The 22,822-nt window shown below is 36.7% G+C and carries 11 protein-coding genes, 2 other RNA genes, 1 pseudogene and 1 riboswitch; of the genes and pseudogenes, 11 read left to right on the forward strand and 3 right to left on the reverse strand.

What is annotated here, in order from left to right; all coding sequences use genetic code 11:
- Window positions 1–2: 2 nt before the first annotated feature.
- Window positions 3–257: a DUF3931 domain-containing protein gene (locus MKY00_RS08440; protein ID WP_000369740.1), complete on the reverse strand. Its 255-nt coding sequence runs from the start codon at window positions 255–257 to the stop codon at window positions 3–5.
- A 72-nt stretch (window positions 258–329) separates the two neighbouring features.
- On the opposite strand from MKY00_RS08440, the gene MKY00_RS08445 reads away from it, so the two are divergent.
- From MKY00_RS08445 to ssrS (MKY00_RS08465), 5 genes are all read left to right on the forward strand, one after another.
- Window positions 330–797 carry a GNAT family N-acetyltransferase gene (locus tag MKY00_RS08445; RefSeq protein WP_016717035.1) on the forward strand — a complete coding sequence of 156 codons (468 nt, stop codon included), beginning with the start codon at window positions 330–332 and terminating at the stop codon, window positions 795–797.
- A 21-nt stretch (window positions 798–818) separates the two neighbouring features.
- A complete protein-coding gene (locus tag MKY00_RS08450) occupies window positions 819–1,091 on the forward strand; it encodes a YpbS family protein (RefSeq protein WP_000451811.1) in 273 nt (90 codons plus the stop codon).
- 2 nt (window positions 1,092–1,093) lie between these two features.
- A complete protein-coding gene (locus MKY00_RS08455; protein ID WP_016717036.1) occupies window positions 1,094–1,927 on the forward strand; it encodes a sulfurtransferase in 834 nt (277 codons plus the stop codon).
- A gap of 116 nt (window positions 1,928–2,043) precedes the next feature.
- Window positions 2,044–2,226, forward strand: a non-coding RNA gene (ssrS, locus tag MKY00_RS08460) — 6S RNA.
- 21 nt (window positions 2,227–2,247) lie between these two features.
- Window positions 2,248–2,431: non-coding RNA, 6S RNA (gene ssrS / locus MKY00_RS08465), on the forward strand.
- A gap of 54 nt (window positions 2,432–2,485) precedes the next feature.
- Here the strand turns inward: ssrS (MKY00_RS08465) and MKY00_RS08470 are convergent.
- Window positions 2,486–2,704: pseudogene (locus MKY00_RS08470) on the reverse strand (hypothetical protein); the annotation flags it as partial.
- Between the two features lie 53 nt (window positions 2,705–2,757).
- On the opposite strand from MKY00_RS08470, the gene MKY00_RS08475 reads away from it, so the two are divergent.
- The 6 genes from MKY00_RS08475 (at window position 2,758) to MKY00_RS08500 (ending at window position 7,697) form a co-directional block, all read left to right on the forward strand.
- Window positions 2,758–3,069: a hypothetical protein gene (locus tag MKY00_RS08475; RefSeq protein WP_000169022.1), complete on the forward strand. Its 312-nt coding sequence runs from the start codon at window positions 2,758–2,760 to the stop codon at window positions 3,067–3,069.
- A 3-nt stretch (window positions 3,070–3,072) separates the two neighbouring features.
- Window positions 3,073–4,311 carry a glutathionylspermidine synthase family protein gene (locus MKY00_RS08480; protein WP_016717038.1) on the forward strand — a complete coding sequence of 413 codons (1,239 nt, stop codon included), beginning with the start codon at window positions 3,073–3,075 and terminating at the stop codon, window positions 4,309–4,311.
- Window positions 4,304–4,690: a DUF350 domain-containing protein gene (locus MKY00_RS08485; RefSeq protein ID WP_000606860.1), complete on the forward strand. Its 387-nt coding sequence runs from the start codon at window positions 4,304–4,306 to the stop codon at window positions 4,688–4,690. The genes MKY00_RS08480 and MKY00_RS08485 overlap by 8 nt, the downstream gene beginning before the upstream one ends.
- Before the next feature lie 125 nt (window positions 4,691–4,815).
- Window positions 4,816–4,981: riboswitch (M-box (ykoK) riboswitch) on the forward strand.
- A 343-nt stretch (window positions 4,982–5,324) separates the two neighbouring features.
- Window positions 5,325–6,050, forward strand: a complete 726-nt coding sequence (locus MKY00_RS08490; RefSeq protein WP_000964962.1) for a P-type ATPase — start codon at window positions 5,325–5,327, stop codon at window positions 6,048–6,050.
- A 129-nt stretch (window positions 6,051–6,179) separates the two neighbouring features.
- Window positions 6,180–7,046, forward strand: coding sequence for a 5'-3' exonuclease (locus MKY00_RS08495; protein ID WP_016717039.1), 867 nt, complete (start codon window positions 6,180–6,182; stop codon window positions 7,044–7,046).
- 510 nt (window positions 7,047–7,556) lie between these two features.
- Window positions 7,557–7,697: an FbpB family small basic protein gene (locus MKY00_RS08500; protein ID WP_001228043.1), complete on the forward strand. Its 141-nt coding sequence runs from the start codon at window positions 7,557–7,559 to the stop codon at window positions 7,695–7,697.
- 72 nt (window positions 7,698–7,769) lie between these two features.
- Here the strand turns inward: MKY00_RS08500 and MKY00_RS08505 are convergent, their stop codons facing one another.
- Window positions 7,770–22,802 carry a DUF7507 domain-containing protein gene (locus MKY00_RS08505; RefSeq protein ID WP_341034769.1) on the reverse strand — a complete coding sequence of 5,011 codons (15,033 nt, stop codon included), beginning with the start codon at window positions 22,800–22,802 and terminating at the stop codon, window positions 7,770–7,772.
- Window positions 22,803–22,822: the final 20 nt, after the last annotated feature.

Consider the following 22,822-nt stretch of genomic DNA (forward strand, 5'->3'; position numbering starts at 1 on the left):
CGTTATGAGAAAAAGATTCGTTCGATTTTCTTTTGTAGTACAGTATCTAAAGATTTGACAAACCCAGCAAATTCATCGGTAGAAATCATATGAGTAAGAACGAGTCGTCTGCCGTCTGGTGTTTCACCGCATAAGACGAACGAAGAAAATTCATATGTTTTGTTTTCTACTACTAATTTTGGATAGGAATACGTGTCGCTCTTCTTCTTCTTTCCATCAATAGAGATGACGTTGCATTTTTTCTCATTGTTGTCCATGGTGAATCCCTCCTTTCTATTACTTATGGTAGACAAGGAGGGTTTAGAACAATAGAGAAGGGGGAATTTTTTATGACTGTTGTAATAGAACGTATTTCAAAAGAAGCTATACCGAAGTCTTTATTACTACTTGCCGATCCAAGTGAACAGCAAATTGGTGCATATGTACAAAGAGGATTAACATACGTAGCTAAGCAAGAGGATAATGTAATCGGTGTATATGTGATTTTGGAAACAAGGCCGAAGACGATGGAAATTATGAATATTGCGGTTGTAGAGCATTTGCAAGGAAGAGGCATTGGAAAGAAGCTAGTAAGTCATGCTATAGAAACTGCTAAAGGATATGGTATGTCAAAACTTGAAGTTGGTACAGGCAATTCTAGTGTTTCACAACTTGCTTTATATCAAAAATGTGGATTTCGTATTTTTTCTATTGATTTTGATTACTTTTCGAAGCATTATGAAGAAGAGATTATTGAAAATGGGATTGTATGCCGTGATATGATTCGGCTTGCAATGGAATTAAATCAGAACGTATAACTTATTTAGGGGGAAGAGAAGATGGAAGTACATAAAGCAATTACAGCACATTCTCGTAAACAAAATGAAAGTGTAAAAGCATGTTTACAATTAGATGCGCAGCGTGAAGCAGCTATTGAAGCAGCCGTATCTCTTGCGTCAAATGGGAAAGAATTTTCGGTTGATGTCATTAATGTTGTAACGAAGCAAATTAATGCTCTTGCAAAAAATGGTGTTACACTAGAGCGTAAATATGTTACAAAAGAAATGGTTATGGAGTATGTAAGTCGTTTGAAAGAGAAAGAAGGTCGTTAAAGATGTTAGTTACAGTCGAATGGTTACGTGAGCATATAGAAGATGAGAACGTCCGTATAATCGATTGTCGTTTTGATTTAGCGAATCCTAATTGGGGTAGAGAAAAGTATGAGGAAGAACATATTCCTCATGCATTATATTTTGATTTGAATGTAGATTTATCAAGTCCTATAACAGAACATGGTGGTCGCCACCCGTTACCGAATATTGAGGAGTTTGCAGACAAGCTTTCGCAAGCTGGTATTGATGAACATACGAAAGTGATTGCATATGACAGTGAAGCGGGTGCAAATGCTTCTCGTCTTTGGTGGTTATTAAACTATGTAGGACATGAGAAAGTATATATATTAGATGGCGGATTTCCAGCATGGAAAGAGAATGGACTACCGGTAACAACGGAAATTTCTGTTACTAAACGAAAAGCATTCAAAGCAAATGTACAAAATCATATGCTTGTAACGATGGAAACGGTGAGAGAGAATATTTATGCAAGTGCAGATGTTACGTTAATTGATTCTAGAGAGCCAAAACGTTATGCTGGTGTAGAGGAACTTGTTGATCCGAAAGGAGGACACATTCCAACAGCAGTAAATTATTTTTGGAAGGATGGAATGCTGCAATCAGGACAATTTAAGAATGAAGCTCAGCAACAAGAACGATTCCAAAATCTTTCGAAAGATAAGGAAACAATTGTATATTGTGGTTCTGGTGTTACAGCATGTCCAAATATCGTTGCATTGAAATTAGCTGGATTCCAAAATGTTAAATTGTATGCAGGTAGCTGGAGTGATTGGATTTCTTATCCAGAAAATCAAATTGCAAAAGAAGAAGATTAATCACTTGCATGCAAAAATAATTTGTATTAAAATAAGGTCACAAGCAAGAGATTGCTCGAAAAACTTTGTATTTTACACATTGGAAACAATGTGATAATATAACGACAAGTAAATAATACATCCTGCGGTGTACGTAACTTATTTATGTCTAAAACCGATGTTAGTTATACGGAAGCTCAATATTTAGCGACCATCATCAAGCCTTCCTTGTGGAGGAAGATGTACGGTAACTGTGAGGGCATCCACCTGCGAGTAGCGGGTTTTTGGACATTTACGAGGAGCGGCACGTGCGGGGGTCTTATTTCAACTAACATTATATAAAATTCCTACGGTGTACGTAGCTTATGCATGTCTTAAACCAATAAGTTTAATATGGAAGTTCAATATTTAAATGTAGCTAACATGCCATCTTTTTAAGAAGGAAGTTACAAACATTTGTGAGAGCATCCACCTGTGAGAGCAGGTTTATGGACATCTAGAGAGAACGGCATATGTGGGGCTATATAAAAACCTTACGTTTTATACGTAAGGTTTTTTTGTTGCATACATATATCCATGTTATCTCGATTCACCTGTGAAGTTTCCGTAATAAATATAGCATTTTCTGTCTTCATCAATTTCTCTTGAATCTAAAGTAAACTCCATATGCATGCCGTCGCGCTGAATATATATAATATCTGAATGAAGAGATGGTAAAATTTCTTCATAGTTCCATACATCTTTACTTTCAATCAAGTTTGAACTTGTATCCTTTAGCTCTCTAATTTCAAAACCGATTTATCATGACATCCTATATAATAGGAATAGAATTTAAAAAGGGGAGTGCGAAGGTGACAAAAACGAAATGGCTAGTAGGTGGTGTCGTAACGTCTTTAATGACTGGCACCTTATTTGGCTGCGCACAAGATCTTCCCCCAAAACCGAATGATAAAAGTTGTTCAGATTGGGATTGGGATGATGAACTTGGGGTATGGCAGTGTGATGATAGTAGTTCAGGTTATCGTGGGCATTATTTCTATGGCGGAACATACTATCAAAATAAATCCACTTTTAAAAATTCATCGGCGTTTAAATCGTATCAATCGTCTGCCGAATTTAAAGGGGGGATTGGAAGCGGTTCAAAGGGAGGATTTGGGGGCTAAAATATGTCGCAGTACATAAGGGATCGAAAAGAGTTTTATTCGATATATCCGGATTTCTGGTCGGATCTATATGAATGTGAGTATAGCTTATTTCATGTTTTCTCTATAACAAATGAGACTAGGAAACAATTGCAATTAGCAACTGAACGAATGGGGAAAATATTTTTTAAGACCGCTAGACTTTTGCGTAATTTAAGTGACGAACAGCTTCTTGAACTTGGATTTCCCCTCGCAAGCTTATCGTTCATTAGAATGAAAGGATTATATCCTGAATCTGTTATTTCACGATTTGATTTCGTTTTAACAGGCGATAACCAAATTAAAATGCTTGAGTTTAATAGTGATACACCTACCTTTATTATGGAATGCTTTCAAATGAATGGGGAAGTTTGTAAAAAGCTAGGTTATGATGATCCAAACTTAGGTCAAGAGCGATTGCTATCCTCTGGTGTTACAAAAGCTGTAATGGAAGCGACAAAGGGAAGAGACAACCCAAATGTTGTTTTTACAGCGCATCATGAGCATATTGAGGATTGGAATACGACTATGTATTTAAGTCAGTTATGCCGTGTTGAAAATAAAGTAGTACCAATGTCAGAACTTAGAATTACAAAAGATGCTTTAGTGGATAGGGATGGAGTGCAAATTGATGTTTTATACCGCCAAACATATCCAATAGAAGATTTAATTGAGGATCAAGATCCTGAAACTGGAGATTTGGTTGGTGTGGAGCTATTGCAACTTGTGAAATCTGGAAAGCTTTTTATTATAAATCCTTTGTCATCATTTTTACTTCAGCCAAAATCAATTCAGTGTCTTATTTGGGGGCTAGCAGAAGAAGAGGCCTTTTATACAAATGAGGAACGACAGTGGATTAAAGAATATATGTTACCTACATATTTAGAACCAGATTTATTTTTAGGAAAAGGTTCTTTCGTTCAAAAACCTTCATTTGGTAGAGAGGGAGATACAATTACGATTCGCGATAAGGACGAAAATATTATGCTTCAAAATACATACCAAACGTATAAAGCGTCGCTGCCGATATTTCAAAAGTATACAGAACTTCCAGTCGTATTGTTGGAAACAGAAAAAGGGATGGAGAATTTGTCGTATGTGTTTGGTTCATTTTTAATTGCTGGAAAAGCGAGTAGTATTGGTATTCGTGCTGGTGAAAAAATTACGGGGAATGAATCGTACTATTTACCAGTAGGTATAAAAAAGGAGGAAGTATATGATTAATTTTTTATTATATTTAGCAGTAACACTTGGTCTTTTATGCATAGGTCTTTTCCTGATGGAAGTGACAACGAAAGTAAAAGAATTTAAGTTAATGGCCCAAGGGAATAAGGCAGTAAGCTATGTACTTGGAGGGCGATTACTTGGGTTAGCTATTGTTCTATATTCGACAGCGGCTAATTCCATTTCACTTCTTGATATGGTTTCGTGGGGAGCGGTTGGGATTCTGGCTCAAATTATCGTCTTTTACTTGGCTGAGTGGCTTACACCACGCTTTAATATAAATAAAAGTCTTGAAGAAGATAATCAAGCGGTCGGTCTTTTTCTTATGTTTTTATCGCTTTCAATTGGGATTGTAATTGCTGGTTGTATAACTTATTAAAAACTTTACGTTTAAACGTAAAGTTTTTTATTATATCTAGGTTAGTTTGTTATACCTTTCGAAAAAAATGTAGGCTACTGTTGACATCTATTTTAAATAAGAGTAACATTTTCTATGTAATAAAAATAAGTCTCTGTTAGGTGAGGCTCCTGTATAGAGAAATGCTACTGCCCAAAAATGTCGAGAGACGCCAATGGGTCAACAGGAATGATCGAATTAAGGTTTTTCTTAACGTAGCTGGTAATGTACCTATGCTATACAGTGCTAAAACTCGGCGAGGGAGAGGTCCGTAGATTTCTAATTGTATTAGGAATCGTTTATTTGTGTATGTCATGGCCTTTACTCTTTTCGGAGTAAAGGTCTTTTTGTTGCAAAGCTATGAGTAATTTCATAGTATAAACTATAAAATAAAACGAGGAGGTGAGGAGCATGTCAAATTCTGACTCGGTTCCGTTACCCATATACTTCAAATCAAAAATATATGATGTAGGCAGGAAACGACTTGTTCCTCCCTTTATATTTATCATCATGTAGCGTTTATATGTATGTTTAAGCGCTAAATACTTTCACAGTAAAGTAGATAAATTGAGAAACAAAGCGTTTCTTCCTACGTTGTAAAGGAGGAGACGATAATATGTTATATGCAAACAAAACTGTGGGTAACACGTCATATAAATTAAGTAAAAAATCAATGAAAGAACAAACATTGCTTCAAAAAAATAAAGATTTATTAATTGAAATCGCAACGAGAGATGTAAAATCTGTATTTGCGTATTTTAAAACAACAAGAGATGGATTATCTATGAAAGAGGCACAAAAACGTATTCAAGTATACGGCCGAAATGAATTAACTTCAAAAAGAGCTCGTATTGCGGAAGTAATGATGAAGCTAAGTGGAATGATCCCAGGTTTTTCAAAACAACATGTGAGAGATGGATTACAATGTGAAAAGATTACTGTGTCTCGAGTAGAATGTTCTAGTGTAACAGGTTTAAATGGTGAATTAAAAATGATGGATTTGCCAGTACAAGAGCTTGTTCCTGGGGATATAATTTTCCTTTCAGAAGGTGACACAGTACCAGCAGATGTACGTATCATTTATGCAAATGATTTATTAGTAAATGAATCTGTACTAACAGGAAATGATGCGAGTATTGAGAAGTTTGAAAGCTGCTATCATCTTGAGCGCAAACGATTTATTCCTTTAAAAAGAATGAAAGACTATAATCCACTTGAACTTGAAAATGTATGTTTCAAAGGAACGTATATTGTTGGTGGAAATGCGAAAGCTGTAGTAGTTTCAACTGGGAAAAATACGTATACAGGGATTCTTCATACTTGTTGTAGTAGAACGTCTTAATGTGTAAATGATGCTAAATATACAAAAACAATGTATAATAGACAAAGTTGAAAAACGTAGAATGGTAATCTATTTATATAACCTTACGTGATGACGTGAGGTTATTATTTTTTTGGTAGGAGAGGAATTATGAAAAAAGTATTATTAGTTGATGGTATGGCACTATTATTTCGTGCTTTTTATGCAACAAGTGTCTATGGACAGTTTATGAAACGACAAGATGGTACCCCTACAAATGGGATTCATGGTTATATGAAACATTTATTAACGGCAATACAAGCAATTGAACCGACACATATCGTAACATGCTGGGATATGGGAAGTACAACATTTAGAACAGAATCGTTCTCAAATTATAAAGCAAATCGTGCAGCGCCGCCTGAAGAATTAATTCCGCAATTTGATCTAGTGCAAGAAATGACTGCAAAATTATCTGTTCCAGTTATCGGTCTGAAAGGGTATGAAGCGGATGATTGTATCGGTACACTAGCAAAACAATATTGCAATGAAGCGGAAGTTTATATTTTAACAGGTGATACGGATTTACTTCAGCTTGTTGATAAGAACGTTACAGTTATGCTTCTGCGCAAAGGAATTGGAAATTACGAGTATTACACACCGGAGAAAATTATGGAAGAAAAAGGTGTAGAACCGTGGCAAATTGTTCATGCGAAAGCTTTTATGGGAGATACAAGTGATAATTATCCAGGTGTAAAAGGTATTGGTGAAAAAACAGCGTATAAGCTTATTCAAGAACACGGAACAGTATCAGCTGTACTAGAAAACATAACATCATTAACGAAAGCGCAACGTACGAAGATTGAAAGTGATTTAGAGAATTTAAATATTTCATTACAATTGGCACAAATTCATTGTGAAGTTCCTATTTCATGTTCACTAGAAGAAGGATTACACACAATAGATGAAGAAAAATTACGATTCGTTTGTGAAGAAATGAATTGGGGAAGACCTGAAATATTAATCAATATGCTGTAAATAGTTGAAAAGAAGGATGTTGCATAAGTCGAACTTAGACTAGGTGACACCTTCTTTTTTAATTTGGAAAACAGTATGTTAATAAGTGAAAATATATGAAATTTAGATTGTGATATATAAACGTTTAGATAATATAAACCGATATAAGATGATGCAAATGGCGATTGATGTAATTGAATGAAACAACTATAGACTTTTTTAGGGGAATCTCTTTTTTTGAGTGTTCACAAAGTTGTCAGAAAATAAACGTAATTTTCATGTGAAGTTCAAATGGAATTCACAACAATCAATTATTATAAGAACAACCAGATAATTCATTATCTTTTATCCCACTTTAATGGGCAGTAAGACCCCCATCTTAAAATTCAGTGAAAGCAAAGAAGTTAGGTGGGGGATCAACTGCCCATAAAAGTCCGATTGGTTCAACTAATAATCAGTGGGGGATGAAGAAAACCCCCACTGATTAAAGTTTCACTTTATATAAATCATCCCCCAAGGAGGACAATGAAAATGAGAAAAAAAGTGAGAAAATCTTTTAAACAATTATTAATTGAAAATAAACAATCACTATTAAATAATAAAGAAAATATGAAAGAAATTGAGGAACGAATTGAGAAACGACATGTAGCATATCAAGTTGCTAGTAATTGAGTATAATAATTTTCCCTATGAAAAAAGCTTGTAGTTTAGAGACTATCCAAACTACAAGCTTTTTCTTTTGTATTACTTCCACCAAATCCAAGCCCAAAAGTAATTTCGTACATTTCGAGGAGTAATCCGTATGAAGCGTTCACCGTCAAAGAAGCAATTCAAATTTGGAAGTGTTTCATCTGGATTTTCTGGAACAAAGGTGACGATGTTTTCGTTACTTATAACAGATACTGTAATTGGTGGGTCCGTAGGCGAGACTTGAAGTTGTAACGAAATAGTAGTCGTATTTTTAAATTCATTAGTAACAGGTGGACTTATTACTTGTACTGTGAATAATACAATAATTGTTTCGTTTGGTTCTAAATTAGTAGCGACTAGGAAACCGATATTCGGATTCGCTAGTGGAGAGTGTTCACCGTTAATGGAGACAGTGCCGTTTATAAATTGTAAACCTGCTGGAATAGTATCCTGTAAAGAAATATTTAAGAGTGAAATCTCCGAAGTATTCGTAATACGCACCGTGTAATCAAAATATTGATTTAAATAAGCAGAGCTGACGGAAGCGTTTTTCGTGACTGTCGCAGTTACAAATTGAACTGGTATACGAACGATATTCGAATTAACAACGAAAGTAATAATCGGATCCTGTGGTGTCAATTGGAAAGCGGCTGTAACTGTTGCAGAATTTATAATTGTATTTTTTGAAGGAATAGAAGTTACGAGCACTTGAAATGTTATCGTTGCTACTGAGCCTGCAGGTAAAGCGCCGATATTCATACCAGTGTCTGGACGGACAGTTGGTACCGGAGTACCGTTAATTGTTACGCTATTTTCTATAAATGTTGTACCAGCCGGAATAGTGTCTATAACAGAAGTATTGATTGTCGGAATTGGGGAGTGATTAAATACCGCTAATGTGAATGTAATTATATCTCCAATAACGACAATAGATTTGTCAGCTGTTTTTTCAATACGAACCATCGGATCAATGACTGTCGTTGTAACGGTATTTGTTTGTTTTGTAATTGTAATAGGTGGTTTTGTTGGATCGATGATAACGGTATAGGAAACAGAAGCATCATTATTAATTGTAGGTTGAAGAGTAGAAGAAGATATTGTTATTTGGAACGTAATAATAACAGATTCACTAGGAGCAAGAGTTCCTAACGTAATACCATTTTCAGGATTCGTATTAGGTTGATTGATTCCGTTAATTGTAACACTACCAATAACGAATGTCGTATCTACTGGTGCTGTGTCTACTAAAAGAAGATCTTCAATAGTGATATTACCACTATTAGTAATAGTAATGGTGTACGTTAAAGTTTGATCAGGTAAGGCACTCGTGAAATCAACAGCTTTTATGGCAATGACATTATCATTTTGGACAGTCGTTGTGACAGTATTTGTTGTGGTTGTATTTGTAACAGGTGCGTTATTTGGATTGACGGTATAGTTAAAGGTAGTAATTGCATTGTTGTTGAGTTCATTTGGTGTTGGGATAGAAGTCACAGAAACTTGGAATGAAGCGATAGCATCTCCACCAACAATTATAGTGTCAATTGGTATACCGCTTACTGGATTAACTCCCGGAAGCGTTTTTCCGTTTACAATAACGCTATTTTCTATAAACGTAGTACCTTGAGGAATTATATCTTGAATGACTACATCATTTGCTGCAACATTACCAGTTTGATTGAGTGTAATCGTATACGTTAACGTATCACCAACCGTTGCAAATGCCAGGTCAACAGCTTTATTACTATTTAAAGTCGCGTGATTAATTTCTGTTACGGCAGCTGATGAAATAATAGTTTCTGTAATAGGTGGTCGATCTGGTAACGTGTATTGAAATTCAATTGTACTCGTGTTAGAAATTGGATTTGTTTGTGGGATCGAAGTAACACGTACTTGGAATAGAATAGTTGCTGTCGTATTAGGTGGAATGGTATCAATTTGTATACCGTGAAGAGGGTTGTCATTTGGCCGAGCGTTGCCGTTCACGATAACACTATTCTCTATAAAGCTCGTATCTGCCGGGATAATATCTGTAGCAATAATGTTTTCGACTTGTATATTTCCGTTATTTATGATGGAAATTGTATAAGGGATGATAGTTTGTAAGTCAGCATATTGGATAGGTGTTGTTTTTGTCGCAATTACATTAGCGGAAATAACTTCAGTGAAGGTAATATTGCTAGTCGATATTTGTTCTTCCACGTTAATTGTATAACGAGAAGTTGATTGATTTTGAACATGGCCGGTAGCTGGAAGAGCTATGACGGTAACAGAAAATGTGACTGAGATAGAAATGTTAGGAGCAATCGTTCCTACAAGTATACCGGTACTTGGATTGGCGTTAAGTTGCGGAATATTATTTATTAAAACGCTACCGTCAATAAAGGTAGTTCCACCAGGAATGTTGTCTGTAAATACAACCGCAGTGGCATCTGTATTCCCTGTATTCGTTAAAGTTGTTGTATAAGTTAAAATGTCACCAATCGCTACAGAAGTTAAATCAACAGTTTTAAGTGAAACGATATCAGCATCATTAATTTGAACAAAAGTAGTGTTGGAAGTAGTCGATTTTTGAATTGGTGCAAAATCAGGGGTGAAAACAAAGTCGTAGATGATGTTTGCAGTATTAGGTGTTGGATTTACATCAGGTAAATTCGTAACGGAAACTTGGAAGGTTATTGTAGCCATTTGACCTGATGCGATATTAGGAATGGAAAAGCCGATATTCGGATCTGCTGCAGGAAGCACAGTATTGTTAACTATTACACTTCCCGGAATAAATACTGTTCCATCTTCTATCGTATCTGTAAAAAAGATGGAGTTAGTTGTAGTGGATCCGTTATTTTGAATAAAGACTGTATATGCAACGGTTTCATCGATATTAGCTAATACTGTATTAGCGGATTTTGTAGCGGTAAGAATTACATCAATAAATTGTATATTGGTAGTATTGGAAAATGCCGTTTCTGAAATTGGTGGTAAGCTTGGATCTGGCTCATACTCATAGTGGATGACGGCGATATTATTCATGTTATTTTGAGAAGGTATAGAGACTACATTTACTTGGAATGTAACGATAATTGTATTGTTTGGAAGGATAATATTAAGGGTGATACCGGTAATTGGATTTTCGTTAGGTCTTGGTATGCCATCTACAAGAATGCTATTTGGAACGAATGTAGTGCCAGCAGCAATTGCGTCAATTAGGAGAGTATTTGTAATAGGTACTGTACCAGTGTTTGTAACCGCGACTGTATATGTGATGATTTGACCGATGCGTGTAATAGATCTGTTAGCGGATTTAATTGCAATAACATTTGCTGTACGGACTTCAGTATTTACTGCATTTGATAACGATCTACGCTGAATAATAGGGGAACTAGGCTCAATTTGATATTCATACGAAGTGTCTGAAATGTTAATGACTGTGTTGTCAGGAGGTATACTTGTAAGTTGTACTTGGAATGAAATAGTGACTGTTTCATTTGGTTGTATCGTGTCAAGCGTTATGCCAATTTCAGGATTCGCACCAGGCTGAATCACATTATTTATTGATAAGCTATCTTTAATGAATATCGTACCTTCTGGAATATTGTCAATGAACACTGTATTGTTAGCCGGAACCGTTCCGATATTTTGTAGTGTATTTGTGTAGGTAATATTTTGCCCGATAGATACGAAAGTAACGTTCGCCTGTTTAACAGAAATAATATTTGCATTTTGAAGCGATGTTGTAACGATATTAGAAGTTACAGAACGATTCACTGGGGGAGCTGCAGGAATACTTACATATTGGTACGTTGCTGAAGATTGATTTACAATTTCGGTTTCAGTAGGTGGATTATTTGTTTGTACTTGAAATAGTATTGTTTTGGAACTGTTAGCTTGAATCGTTCCAATTGCTATTCCGTTTTCAGGGTTTACACCTGGCTGAAGTACACCGTTAATTGTGACGCTGTCGGTAACGAATGTAGTCCCAGCTGGAATAGAATCTGTAAAAATAATATTTATTGCGTCAACATTGCCGAGATTTTTCACTTCAGAAATATAAAGGATCGTTCCGCCAATATCTACAGTTGTTGGATTGGATGTTTTTGTAATTGTCAATTGTGCTTGCACGAAATTTGTAATGACGATATTACTAGTAGATGTTTCCTTAATAGGCGGTTGCTCTGGATCTGGTTGAATTGTATATGTTGTATTAGATTGATTTGTAATCGATTGTTGCGAGAATGGATCGTTAATAAGAACTTGGAACGAAATAAGGTGAGTAGCGTTTGCTGCTAGGTTAGGTAAAGTAACCCCTGCGTTTGGATTTGCACCAAGTATAGCTGTTCCGTTAAGTGTAAAACTATTTTCTATGAATGTAGTCCCTTCTGAAATAGTATCTGAAAATATGAGATTTGTAGCTGGAATATTTCCGGTATTCTCTAGTGTTATCGTATAGGTCAAAATGTCACCTGTTGTTGCTTGTTGTGCATTAACTGCTTTTAAAGAAAGGACATTCGCATCCGAAATTTGTGTGAAAGCTGGATTAGACGCAATTGTTCGAGAGATGATAGGAGCGTTTGGATCGGCGATAAAAGTATAGTCAATACGGGCTATATTAGAAATTGGATTCGCGGTTGGAATAGATTGAACGATAACTTGGAATGTGACGGTGACGATTTCTGACGGCGCAATGGAGTTTATTGGTATTCCTACGTTTGGATCGGCACCTGGAATTGAGATACTATTAATGGTCACGCTATTTGGAATCAATGCAGTTCCTTCTGGGACCAAATCTGTTAAAGTAACCGTATTTGCAGTTGTATTCCCGTTGTTTTGAATGACGACAGTGTAAGTGATTGTACCGTTAGTAGATTGTACGAGAGAATCTGTATTTTTAATTACGGATAACGATGCATCAACGACGGCTGTACTAACCGTATTAGATGAAGAGGTTGCTGTAACTGGAGGTTGACTCGGATCGACAGTATACGTGTAACTTGTAAGTGCTTGATTTATAATTGCTCCTTGCGGTGGAATAGAGCTTGCACGAAATTGGAACGTAATAGTAGCAGAATTACCTGGTGCGACAATACCAACGGGAATGCCAAGAGTTGGACTTGCATCTGGAAGTGAAATCCCGTTGAGTGTAACACTATTTGGAATAAATAATGCTCCTTCAGGAACTCCGTTAATGAGTAATACAGAGTTTGCAGGGAAGTTTCCAGTGTTTGTTAATGTTGCAGTGTACGTAATTATATCTCCAATAGATACGATTGTTCGATTTGCTTCTAAAAGCGTTGTAACAGTAGCGTTATTAATTTGTGTAGAAGCGCTATTAGAAGTTATTGTGCCGGTAACAGGAGGAGATGCCGGATCAACGATGAATTCGTATTGAATAGATGCAACGTTTGTAATTGGGTTGGAAGGTGGAGTAGATGTAACTATGACTTGGAAAGTAACGATTAAGGAACTGTTCGTACTAACGGTTCCGATGTTAACTCCGTTATTTGGATTTGCATCTGGAATGGTACTTCCATTTACAGCAAAACTATTTTCAATAAAGGTAGTTCCTTCTGGAATGAGGTCTGAGAAATTTACATTCGCAGCGTTCGTATTGCCGCTATTTTGAATTAAAACTGTATAAGTGATCGTGTCGCCAATATTTGCAAAGGCTGTACTAGCAGTTTTTATAGCTGAAAGTATTGCTGTATTAATAGAAGTAACAAAGACGTTCGTTTCCACGTTGCCAGGCTGAGCCTGTAATGTATTGCCTACGTTATATTGGAAGTTCACAAATGCTAAGTTTTGGAGTTCAGGAGTGAATGTTGTTGGATTGCTTACAATTTGAACTTGGAATATGATTGTTACAGTTTGATTTGGATTGACTGTATTTATGCCAACACCGTTAATGATAGAAGCGGATGGTAATGAAGTACCGTCAACAACAACTGATCCTGCAACAAATTGTGCCCATGAAGGTAAAGGGTCTGAGAAAACAACGTTGTTAGCTGGAATATTTCCTGTATTCATAATCGTAGTTGTATACGTAATCGTATCACCAATCGTCGCAAAAGCTTTATCTCCAATTTTAATTGTGTTTAAAATTGCGCTTTCGATTTTTGTTGAAATAGTAGTAGAAGCAATACTTTTTGAAACTGGTGGATTAGCAGGGTTAACGATATGCTGGAAGTTAACGCTAGCTTGATTCGTAATTGGATTTATAGGTGGAATTTCATTGGTATTAATATGAAATGCTACGATGACAGACTGGTTTGGCGCGATATCACCAATTGGAACCCCTGTAACGATATCTGCATTTGGGATGCTAGTTCCGTTAAGTGTAAAACTATTCGGTTCAAAGGAAGTTCCATCTGGAATAAGGTCGGTGAAAATAACATTTGATGCACTAACATTTCCGCTATTTGTAATGGTAACGGAGTAGATAATATCTTGCCCAATATTTACTGTTGACACATTTGAATTTTTCTGTGCAGTAAGGATAGCGCTATTAATTTGTGTAGTCGTTGTATTAGATTGATTAGAAGTTGTAATAGGTGATTGGCTAGGATTAACGACATAATGATATGTGATAGAAGCAGAATTAGAAATAGGATTCAGTGTTGGAAGTGTAGTAACAGTTGCTTGGAATGTGATAATTGCCGCATCACCACCGTTAATGGAACCGATATTTACACCAGTAGATAAATCAGCATTTGGAATGGTTTGCCCATTAACTGTGAAACTATTTGAAACGAAACTTAAATTGCTATCAAGTATATCGATAACGGTAACATCAGTTGCAGCCACATTCCCGGTATTAGGGAGGTTAAGTGTAAATGTTATTGTATTACCAACATCCGCAAAGGTAAGATCTGCTGTTTTTGTACTTATAATATTTGCGTTGTTTATTTGAAGAAGCGTTGTGTTGGAAGTAGCTGAACTCGATACTGGAGGGTTAACAGGATCAACAATAAACTCATATGTCGTTGATGCTGTATTCGGTGCTGGATTAATAGGGGGAATGCTGTTCACTGTAACTTGAAAGACGATACTATATATTTCATTTGGTGGAAGTGTTGCAAGCGATACACCAGTATTCGGATTCGCGTCAGGTTGTAAAACACCATCAACGGTTAATGTATTAGGAACAAATGTGAGTCCACTCGGTAATACATCCGTGAATACAATACTAGTCGCATCCGTATTTCCTATATTCGAAATAGAAGTAGTATAAAAAGCAGTTTGCCCAATATCTGCAAAGGATATATTTTCGTTTTTAGTCATAGATAATATAGCTTCTTTAATTTGTGTGGAAACAGGATTGCTAATTGAAGTTTCTGGATCAGGTGGTGAGACTAATTGATATGATGTTGATGAGAAATTTACAATTGGGTTTTCGGTTGGTAATGATGTTACAGTAACTTGGAATGAAACTGTTATTGTATTCCCAGCTGTTATAGTCCCGACATTTACACCATTGGATGGATCCGCACCAATTTGGGGAATTCCATTAATAGAAAATGTGCTTGTAATAAATGTAGTTCCGCTCGGTATTGTATCTGAGAAAATAACATTTTGTGCGGATGAGTTTCCATTGTTTGTTAAAGTGACAGTGTAAGTGAGTGTATCTCCGATATGGCTAAATGCTTTATCAACTTGTTTAGATGAAAGAATGGTAGCTGTATTAATTGTAGTAAATGTTGTGTTTGAAGTAACATTTCTTGAAACAATTGGTGCATTTGGATCAGCGATAAATGTGTAAGAAGCAGTAGCGGAATTGGCAATAGGATTTTGGGGTGGTGTAGAAGTAGCAGTAACTTGAAATGCTATAGATATTGAGCTGTTAGGAGCAATTGATCCAATTGTAATACCTGTATTAGGATTAAGGCCAAGTTGTGTGAGGCCATTTATTGTGACACTACCAGAAACGAATGATGTGCCGTCTGGAATAAGGTCAGTGAACGTAATATTCGTAGCGTTTGTATTCCCGGTATTTGTCAAAAGTGTCGTATAGGTAATGGTATCATCTAGTGTTACAAGTGTTTGATCTACAGATTTCACCATCGTTATCATAGCATCTAGTACAGGGTTTGTAACGATATTCGTTGAAGTAGAAGTTGTAACAGGAGTTCCGTTTGGATCGACAGTATAAGAATATAAAATTGTGTCATTACCCATAATTGAACTTGAAGGGGGAACAGAAAGAACATTTGCTTGGAAAGTAACGGTTACTGTTTCACCAGGAGCGATATTTGGTATATTTACTCCAAGAGCTGGCTGTGCACCAAGTTGCTGAACACCATTGATTGTGATTGAATTTGGTATAAATGTAGTGTTAGCTGGAATAGCGCTTGTAAATGTTATGTTTTTTGCTGTCGTATTTCCTGTATTTGTAATCGTAGTTGTATACGTAATCGTATCACCGACAGAAATAATGGATTTATCAGCGCTTTTTGTAGTAGTTAATATGGCACTATTTATTGTCGTAGTAACGGTATTAGATGAAGCTGTTTGAGTGATAACTGGTTGACTTGGATTAACAATATGCTGAAATTGTACAGAACTAGAATTAGAGATTGGATTTATACTTGGAATGTTTATAACAAGTGCATTAATAGTAATAACGGCCATTCCGCTCGGGTTTATATTTCCAATTTGTATGCCATTAGCTGGATTTCCGATTTGCTGCGTACCAGAATCATTTACAAGAGTACCAGATATAAATGTTGTTCCATTAGGTAAAATATCGGTGAAAATTATATTTTGTGAAGTGACATTTCCAGGGTTACTTAATGTAATTGTATAAGAAATTGTATCGCCAATTGTTGCGAAAGTTTTATCTACAGATTTAACAAGTGCGATTTCCCCAGAATTTATTTGTGTCGAAACAGAATTGGATGTCGTATTTCGTGAAACAAGTGGTAAATTAGGTCCTGCCATAAATTGATAATCAATAGAAGCACCGTTTACAACCGGTGAATTTGGCCCCCCAGGTCCAATTGTGAAAATTGGATTTGGAATGCTAACTACTTGCACACGGAAGGTAACGTTTATAAAATCTCCTGCAATAATATCCCCAATTGGTATCCCGTTCGCTGGATTTACCCCAGGCAATAAAACCCCACCTACTCGAACACTATCTTCTATAAATACTGTATTGTTTGGAATCGAATCTGTAAAAATGATATTCGTAGCAGTTGTGTTCCCTATATTTTCTAATAAAACAGTATACGTTAAAAAGGAATTTCCAGGTGCGACGTCAGAGAATAGTCGATCCACACTTTTCGTTGCTTGAATGATTGCTTCGTTAATTTGCACTAAAGTTGGATTACTTGTAGCTGTTTCCGTCACCGGCGGCTGGGTAGGATCAACAATGATAGAGTATGTTGTGCTAGATTGGTTCAATGTTGGATTTGTAGCTGGTATTGAGCCAACGATAGCTTGAAAGCTAATTGTTATCGTTCCTCCAACTGGAATTGCGTCTAAAGAGATTCCGCTATCTGGCCTAAATCCAAGTTGTGGGCTGGAGTTAATTTGTACACTATCAGGAACGAATGAAAGTTCGGGTGGTAATATATCGATAAAAACAGGTGTGTTTGCAGTAGTATTTCCGCTATTAGTGAGGATAGTCGTATACGTAATTATATCTCCAACAGCAGCAAATGCACTGCTTGCAGTTTTTGTTGCGATAACGGAAGCAGTATTTACTTGTGTAAAAGTTTTATTGGATTGAACTGTTCGTGAAACAGGCGGTTCATTTATATCTACAATAAAGCTATATTGAAGTGATGATTTGTTAGGCATTGGATTAGGATTTGGAATCGTTGTAATGTTTACCTGAAAACTGAGTGTAATTGATGCATTTGCATTCAAGTTACCGATATTGATACCGTTTTGTGGATTTGCATTCGGAACGGTTACACCATCTATCTTAAAGCTATTTGGGATAAATGTAGTACCGTTTGGAATTGTGTCTGTAAAAACAATGTTGTTTGCAGTAGTATTTCCTGTGTTTGTAACAGATGAAGTGAATGTAATCGTATCACCAATTGTAGCGAAAGTTGTACTCGCATTTTTATTTAAAACTAAAGTAGCATCAATAATTGGAGTAACCGTCGTATTCGTAATTGTGCTACCAACAGCAGGTGATTGGTTTGGGTTCACGGTATACTCATAATTTACAAGAGCATTATTTGTTAATGTGCCACTAGGTGGTATAGCTAAAATTTGGGCTTGAAAAGTAATCAATACAGTATCTCCCGGCGGAATATCTGCCAAGTGAATACCAAGTGATGGATCTAACCCTGGCTGAGGAACATTATTGATAGTTACTGAATTTTGGATAAAGGACGCGCCGGCACCAAGTCCATCTGTTAAAACTGTAGCACTAGCAGGAATATTTCCTGTGTTCGTAACTGCAATCGTATAAGTAACGATATCCCCAATTGCAGCTGTCGGTGTATTTACTGACTTCGTAGCGACAATTGTAGCATTATTAATTTGAGTTGTTATTACGTTACTTAACGCATTGGAAGATGCTGGAGGTAAGTTGGGATCTATGACATATTGGTACGCTGTATTGCTTTGGTTCGGGATTGGATTTGGACTAGGAATGGAATTTACTATTACTTGAAATGAGATTGTTGCACTTGTATTAGGGTTTATTGGATCAATTGCAATCCCACTTGCTGGATTTGTATTAGGGAGTGTATTCCCATTTACTGTTACACTATTAGGAATAAATGATGTTCCGTTTGGAATTACATCTGTAAAAATTACATTTGATGCAAGTGTGTTCCCGTTATTCGTTAAAGTAGTTGTGTACGTAATCATATCATTTACGTTAGCAAACTGTTTATCTGCCGATTTTACAGCGGCAATTGTAGCATTATTAATAGTCGTCTGTACGGTGTTAGACGCCACCATCTGCGTTACAACTGGTTTGGATGCGTCGTACGTGTATTGGAATGTAGTGCTCGATTGATTCGTAATCGGATTTGGACTAGGAATAGTTGGTACAGAAACTTGGAATGAAACAGTACGTGATGAATTCGCTCCTATTGTACCAATTAAAATGCCATTAGCAGGGTTTGTATTAGCTAGGGGGACACCGTTAATCGTTACAGTGTTAGGAAGGAAGATGGTACCGGCTGGAATGATATCTGAAAACGTTACATTGGAGGCAGGGATATTGCCGTTATTCGTTAAAATCGTTGCATAAGTTATGACATTGCCAACATCAGCGAAATTTGTACTTGTTAGTTTCGTAGCAACAATATTAGCGGTGTTAATTTGAGACGTTACTATATTGCTAGTAGCATTTCTCACAACAGCAGGTAAATTTGGATCAGCAATAAAGTTATATTGCAGTGCAGCACTGTTTTGAATTGGATTTTGTGTAGGCAAACTACTTGCGCTTATTTGAAAAACAATCGTTGTAAATCCGCCAGCAGGAATTGTCCCAACTTGAAGACCGGTACTTGGGTCTGCACCTAGCTGTAAAGCACCGCCTATAAAAGTACTATTTGGTACGAGAGTTGTGCCAGAAGGGAGTATATCGGTAACAACTACATTATTCGCTGGAGTATTTCCTGGGTTAGCTAGGGAAATGGTATATGTGATTGGTTGCCCAACATCAGCAATAGTTAAATCTACCTGTTTAACAATAACTACATTTGCTAAATTAATTTGTGTACTTACAGTATTACTTAAAGATGTTTCTATAGTTGGTGGATCGCCCGGATTTAGAATAAAGCTATATTGTGTACTAGATGAATTTATTGTTGGGTTTTGTGTTGGTAAAGAGGTGACAGTTACTTGATAAGAGACGGTAAGTGAGCCGTTAGCAGGAATGGAAGGTAACGGAACACCGACATTTGGATCGGCGTTATTTTGGAGTACACCATTAATAAGGAAAGTGTTTTGGATAAAGGTAGTACCGTTTGGATTTGTATCTACGAAAGTAGGACTATCAGCAGAAACACTTCCTGCATTCGTTAAAACGACGGTATAAGTTAATACATCCCCTACAGTAGCGAACCCTTTATCCACTGTTTTGGCTGAAATGACATTTGCATCGTTTACTTGCGTAAATGTAGTAGTTGAAGTTGTGTTTTTACTTACAGGTGAAGCATTTGGATCAACAATAAAGTTATAAGAGATGGAGGCGCTATTTGAAATCGGGTTTGGGTTTGGAATGCTAGTGATTACTACTTGGAATGAAGCTGTAAGTGTAGTATTAGCATTGATGTTACCGATATTGATGCTAGCTGGTGTTGCGCCCGGCTGAGTAGTACCGTTAACTATAACACTGTTCGGTACAAAGGAAGTACCGTTCGCTATTGAATCGGATAGTAATACATTGTTTGCCGTAACATTTCCGTTGTTTGTAAGAGCTAAGGTATAGGTTAATACATCTCCAACTTCTGCAAACGTTTTATCTACAGATTTAGTAGCTTGAAGGTTTGCTAATCTAATTGTTGATGTAACAGAATTAGAATTTGCGGTTTTTGAAGTTGGTGGCAGACCAGGATTTACAGTGTATAAATAAGAAGCGAAAGCATTATTAATGATAGGATTTTGGGCGGGAATATTGATGACAGTTACTTGGAAAGAAAGTGTAAAAGTAGCTCCGCTGGGAATTGTGCCAATAGGAAAAGCAACGAGAGAATTTACATTTTGCAAAACACCGTTTAGTGTTACAGTACCTGGAGTCAATATTGTACCATTTGGAAGTGGATCTGTTAGTTGTACGTTCGTTGCAGCTGTATTTCCACTGTTTGAGATAAGGATTGTATAACTAATTGTTTCGCCGATTGTAGCAAATTGTTTATTTGTTGATTTTGTTACTGTTACATTCGCATTATTAATTTGAGTGGAAACGAGATTAGAAGAAATATTTTTTGTAACGGGTGATTGGCTAGGATTGACGATGTATTGATAAGAAGCGTTTGATCCATTAGATACGACATTTGACGCGGGTATTGTATTTACTACTACTTGAAATGAAACATTTTTTGTTGTACCAGTTGGGATCGATCCAATATTCACACCGTTTGCGGGATTTGCGCCTACTTGTGTCGTTCCGTCTATTGTTAAACTGTTGAGAACAAAAGTTGTTCCAGTAGGAATGGCATCTGTAAAAATAACATTGTTTGCACTTGTATTACCTGTACCTGTAAAGGAAACGGTGTACGTTAGTGTATCACCAATATCTGCAAAATTTTTATCTACTGCTTTCGTCATTGTTACAGTAGCATTATTCACTTGAGTGGAGACAATATTCGTCGTATCAGTCCCGCTTACTGCCGGTTGATTTGGTATAGGAGTATATTGATATGTTGTTGTTCCACTATTTAATATGGGGTTTGTTTGGGGGATAGATGGAACGAGTACTTGGAATGAAATAGTAGTTGTAGAATTAGCAGCGATAGACCCAATTGATATACCATTAGCGGGATTCGCTCCAGCTTGCGTAATTCCGTTAACAGTTACACTTCCTGGAACGAAAGTAGTCCCGCTAGGAATCGGATCCGTATATATAACGTTCGTTGCGGTGATATTTCCTATATTAGTTAAGGCGATACTATAAGTTAATGTTTCACCAATGTCAGTAAAGATTTTGTTAACTGATTTTGTTCCATTCATATCTGCGAGGTTAATTTGTGTTCCTGCAGAGTTGCTTGTTGCAAGACCGTTAAAAGTCGTTCCTCCAGCAATTGGTGTATATTGAAATGTGATAGTAGCGGTGTTAGAGATAGGGTTTTGACTTGGAAGAGAAACGACGGTTGCTTGGAAAGTTACTGTACGAGAAGCACTATTATTAATTGTTCCAAGAGATATACCAGCGGCCGGATTTGCATTTGTTTGCGGGACATTATCCACTGTTACAGTGCCAGGTATAAAGGAAGTACCGTTAGGGAGTATGTCTGTAAAAGTAACGTTATTAGCAGGAAGTAGCCCGGTGTTAGGGATAGTAACTGTATAAGTGAGAATGTCTCCAATTGCCGCAACACTTTTATTTACGCTTTTCGTTGCTTGTATGTTAGGCGAGTTTATATTAATTTGTAATCCGACTGTATTTAACATATATGCATCTCCGTTAGTTGTTAAACGGATTGCTGCGGACACTTGAGAGTTTGTTAAATAAGGAGAAATATCAATAGAAGTAATGTCCCAACCTTGCCGACCTGCGGAAATATTTGTGCTTGTAGAAGCACTCTGATTTCGTGTTCCAAATGTCCCGGTTGTATCTAAATTTCCAGCCGCATTATTGACCTGAGAACCGAAAAAATTATTTACAGCATTATTTGGCCCAGATAAAGCATTTAATGAACTGAAATTTGGTCCAAACAAAGCTTGATCCCCAGTTAGATCAGCATCTCCTTCGGTAGAACTTAAAAACAATCTCCCGCTTACAGGTCCTCCGGAAGGTGTTAAAAATCCTGAAACAGATACATCGGCACTACCAGTTTCTGCAGAAACACGGTTTCCTGCTACATAAATCGTTAAGTTTCTTGCGGGTAATGTTCCGTTCTGATAAGCAACGATAAGCGTCCATCCAGCTGAATTAATCGCCCCATTAGAAGCATCTAAAGGATCCACAAGTCCAGGAACAGATCCAGTCGTATAAGAACCGCTTCCCGCAGCTTGAATGAGTGATGTTACATCTGCTGAACGCGTATAAAATCCAAATGTGACTGATCCAGAAACGAATGTTTGATTAGAAGCTGTAACGGATGAAGGGGTAATCGAGTATGTTGAAACAGGTGTTGTAAAAGAAACGGGGTTTCCTAAAACACTTGTAATGTTTTGATCACGAGATAAATAGTTTCCACCCCAAACGAGTTCTGCGTAAAGAATTGTACTACCGGCAGGTATATTTAAAAGAGCGGTAGAACTATTTTGTGTATAGTTTAACGTTGTACCAGCAGGAAAAGTAGGTACTTGTAAAGCGGTATTCGTAGTTGCGAATGCACCAATTGCCCCGATTGTACCAGCACGGTTTTGATTACTAATTTTACTTAAGCCTAAAGTATTTCCTGTAATAGCGAGTGCGCCGTTAGTGGTGGTAGAAAATCGATTCGTAATGGGCATGTTGTCACCTCATTTACAAT

The sequence above is a fragment of the Bacillus sp. FSL R9-9834 genome, from assembly GCF_038006905.1.
GTDB lineage: Bacteria > Bacillota > Bacilli > Bacillales > Bacillaceae_G > Bacillus_A > Bacillus_A pacificus.

What these genes read in the sequence shown, in the direction of transcription:
- MKY00_RS08440 (WP_000369740.1), bottom strand. Translation starts at nt 257, where the DNA reads ATGGACAACAATGAGAAAAAATGCAACGTCATCTCTATTGATGGAAAG.
- MKY00_RS08445 (WP_016717035.1), top strand. Translation starts at nt 330, where the DNA reads ATGACTGTTGTAATAGAACGTATTTCAAAAGAAGCTATACCGAAGTCT.
- MKY00_RS08450 (WP_000451811.1), top strand. Translation starts at nt 819, where the DNA reads ATGGAAGTACATAAAGCAATTACAGCACATTCTCGTAAACAAAATGAA.
- MKY00_RS08455 (WP_016717036.1), top strand. Translation starts at nt 1,094, where the DNA reads ATGTTAGTTACAGTCGAATGGTTACGTGAGCATATAGAAGATGAGAAC.
- MKY00_RS08480 (WP_016717038.1), top strand. Translation starts at nt 3,073, where the DNA reads ATGTCGCAGTACATAAGGGATCGAAAAGAGTTTTATTCGATATATCCG.
- MKY00_RS08485 (WP_000606860.1), top strand. Translation starts at nt 4,304, where the DNA reads ATGATTAATTTTTTATTATATTTAGCAGTAACACTTGGTCTTTTATGC.
- MKY00_RS08490 (WP_000964962.1), top strand. Translation starts at nt 5,325, where the DNA reads ATGTTATATGCAAACAAAACTGTGGGTAACACGTCATATAAATTAAGT.
- MKY00_RS08495 (WP_016717039.1), top strand. Translation starts at nt 6,180, where the DNA reads ATGAAAAAAGTATTATTAGTTGATGGTATGGCACTATTATTTCGTGCT.
- MKY00_RS08500 (WP_001228043.1), top strand. Translation starts at nt 7,557, where the DNA reads ATGAGAAAAAAAGTGAGAAAATCTTTTAAACAATTATTAATTGAAAAT.
- MKY00_RS08505 (WP_341034769.1), bottom strand. Translation starts at nt 22,802, where the DNA reads ATGCCCATTACGAATCGATTTTCTACCACCACTAACGGCGCACTCGCT.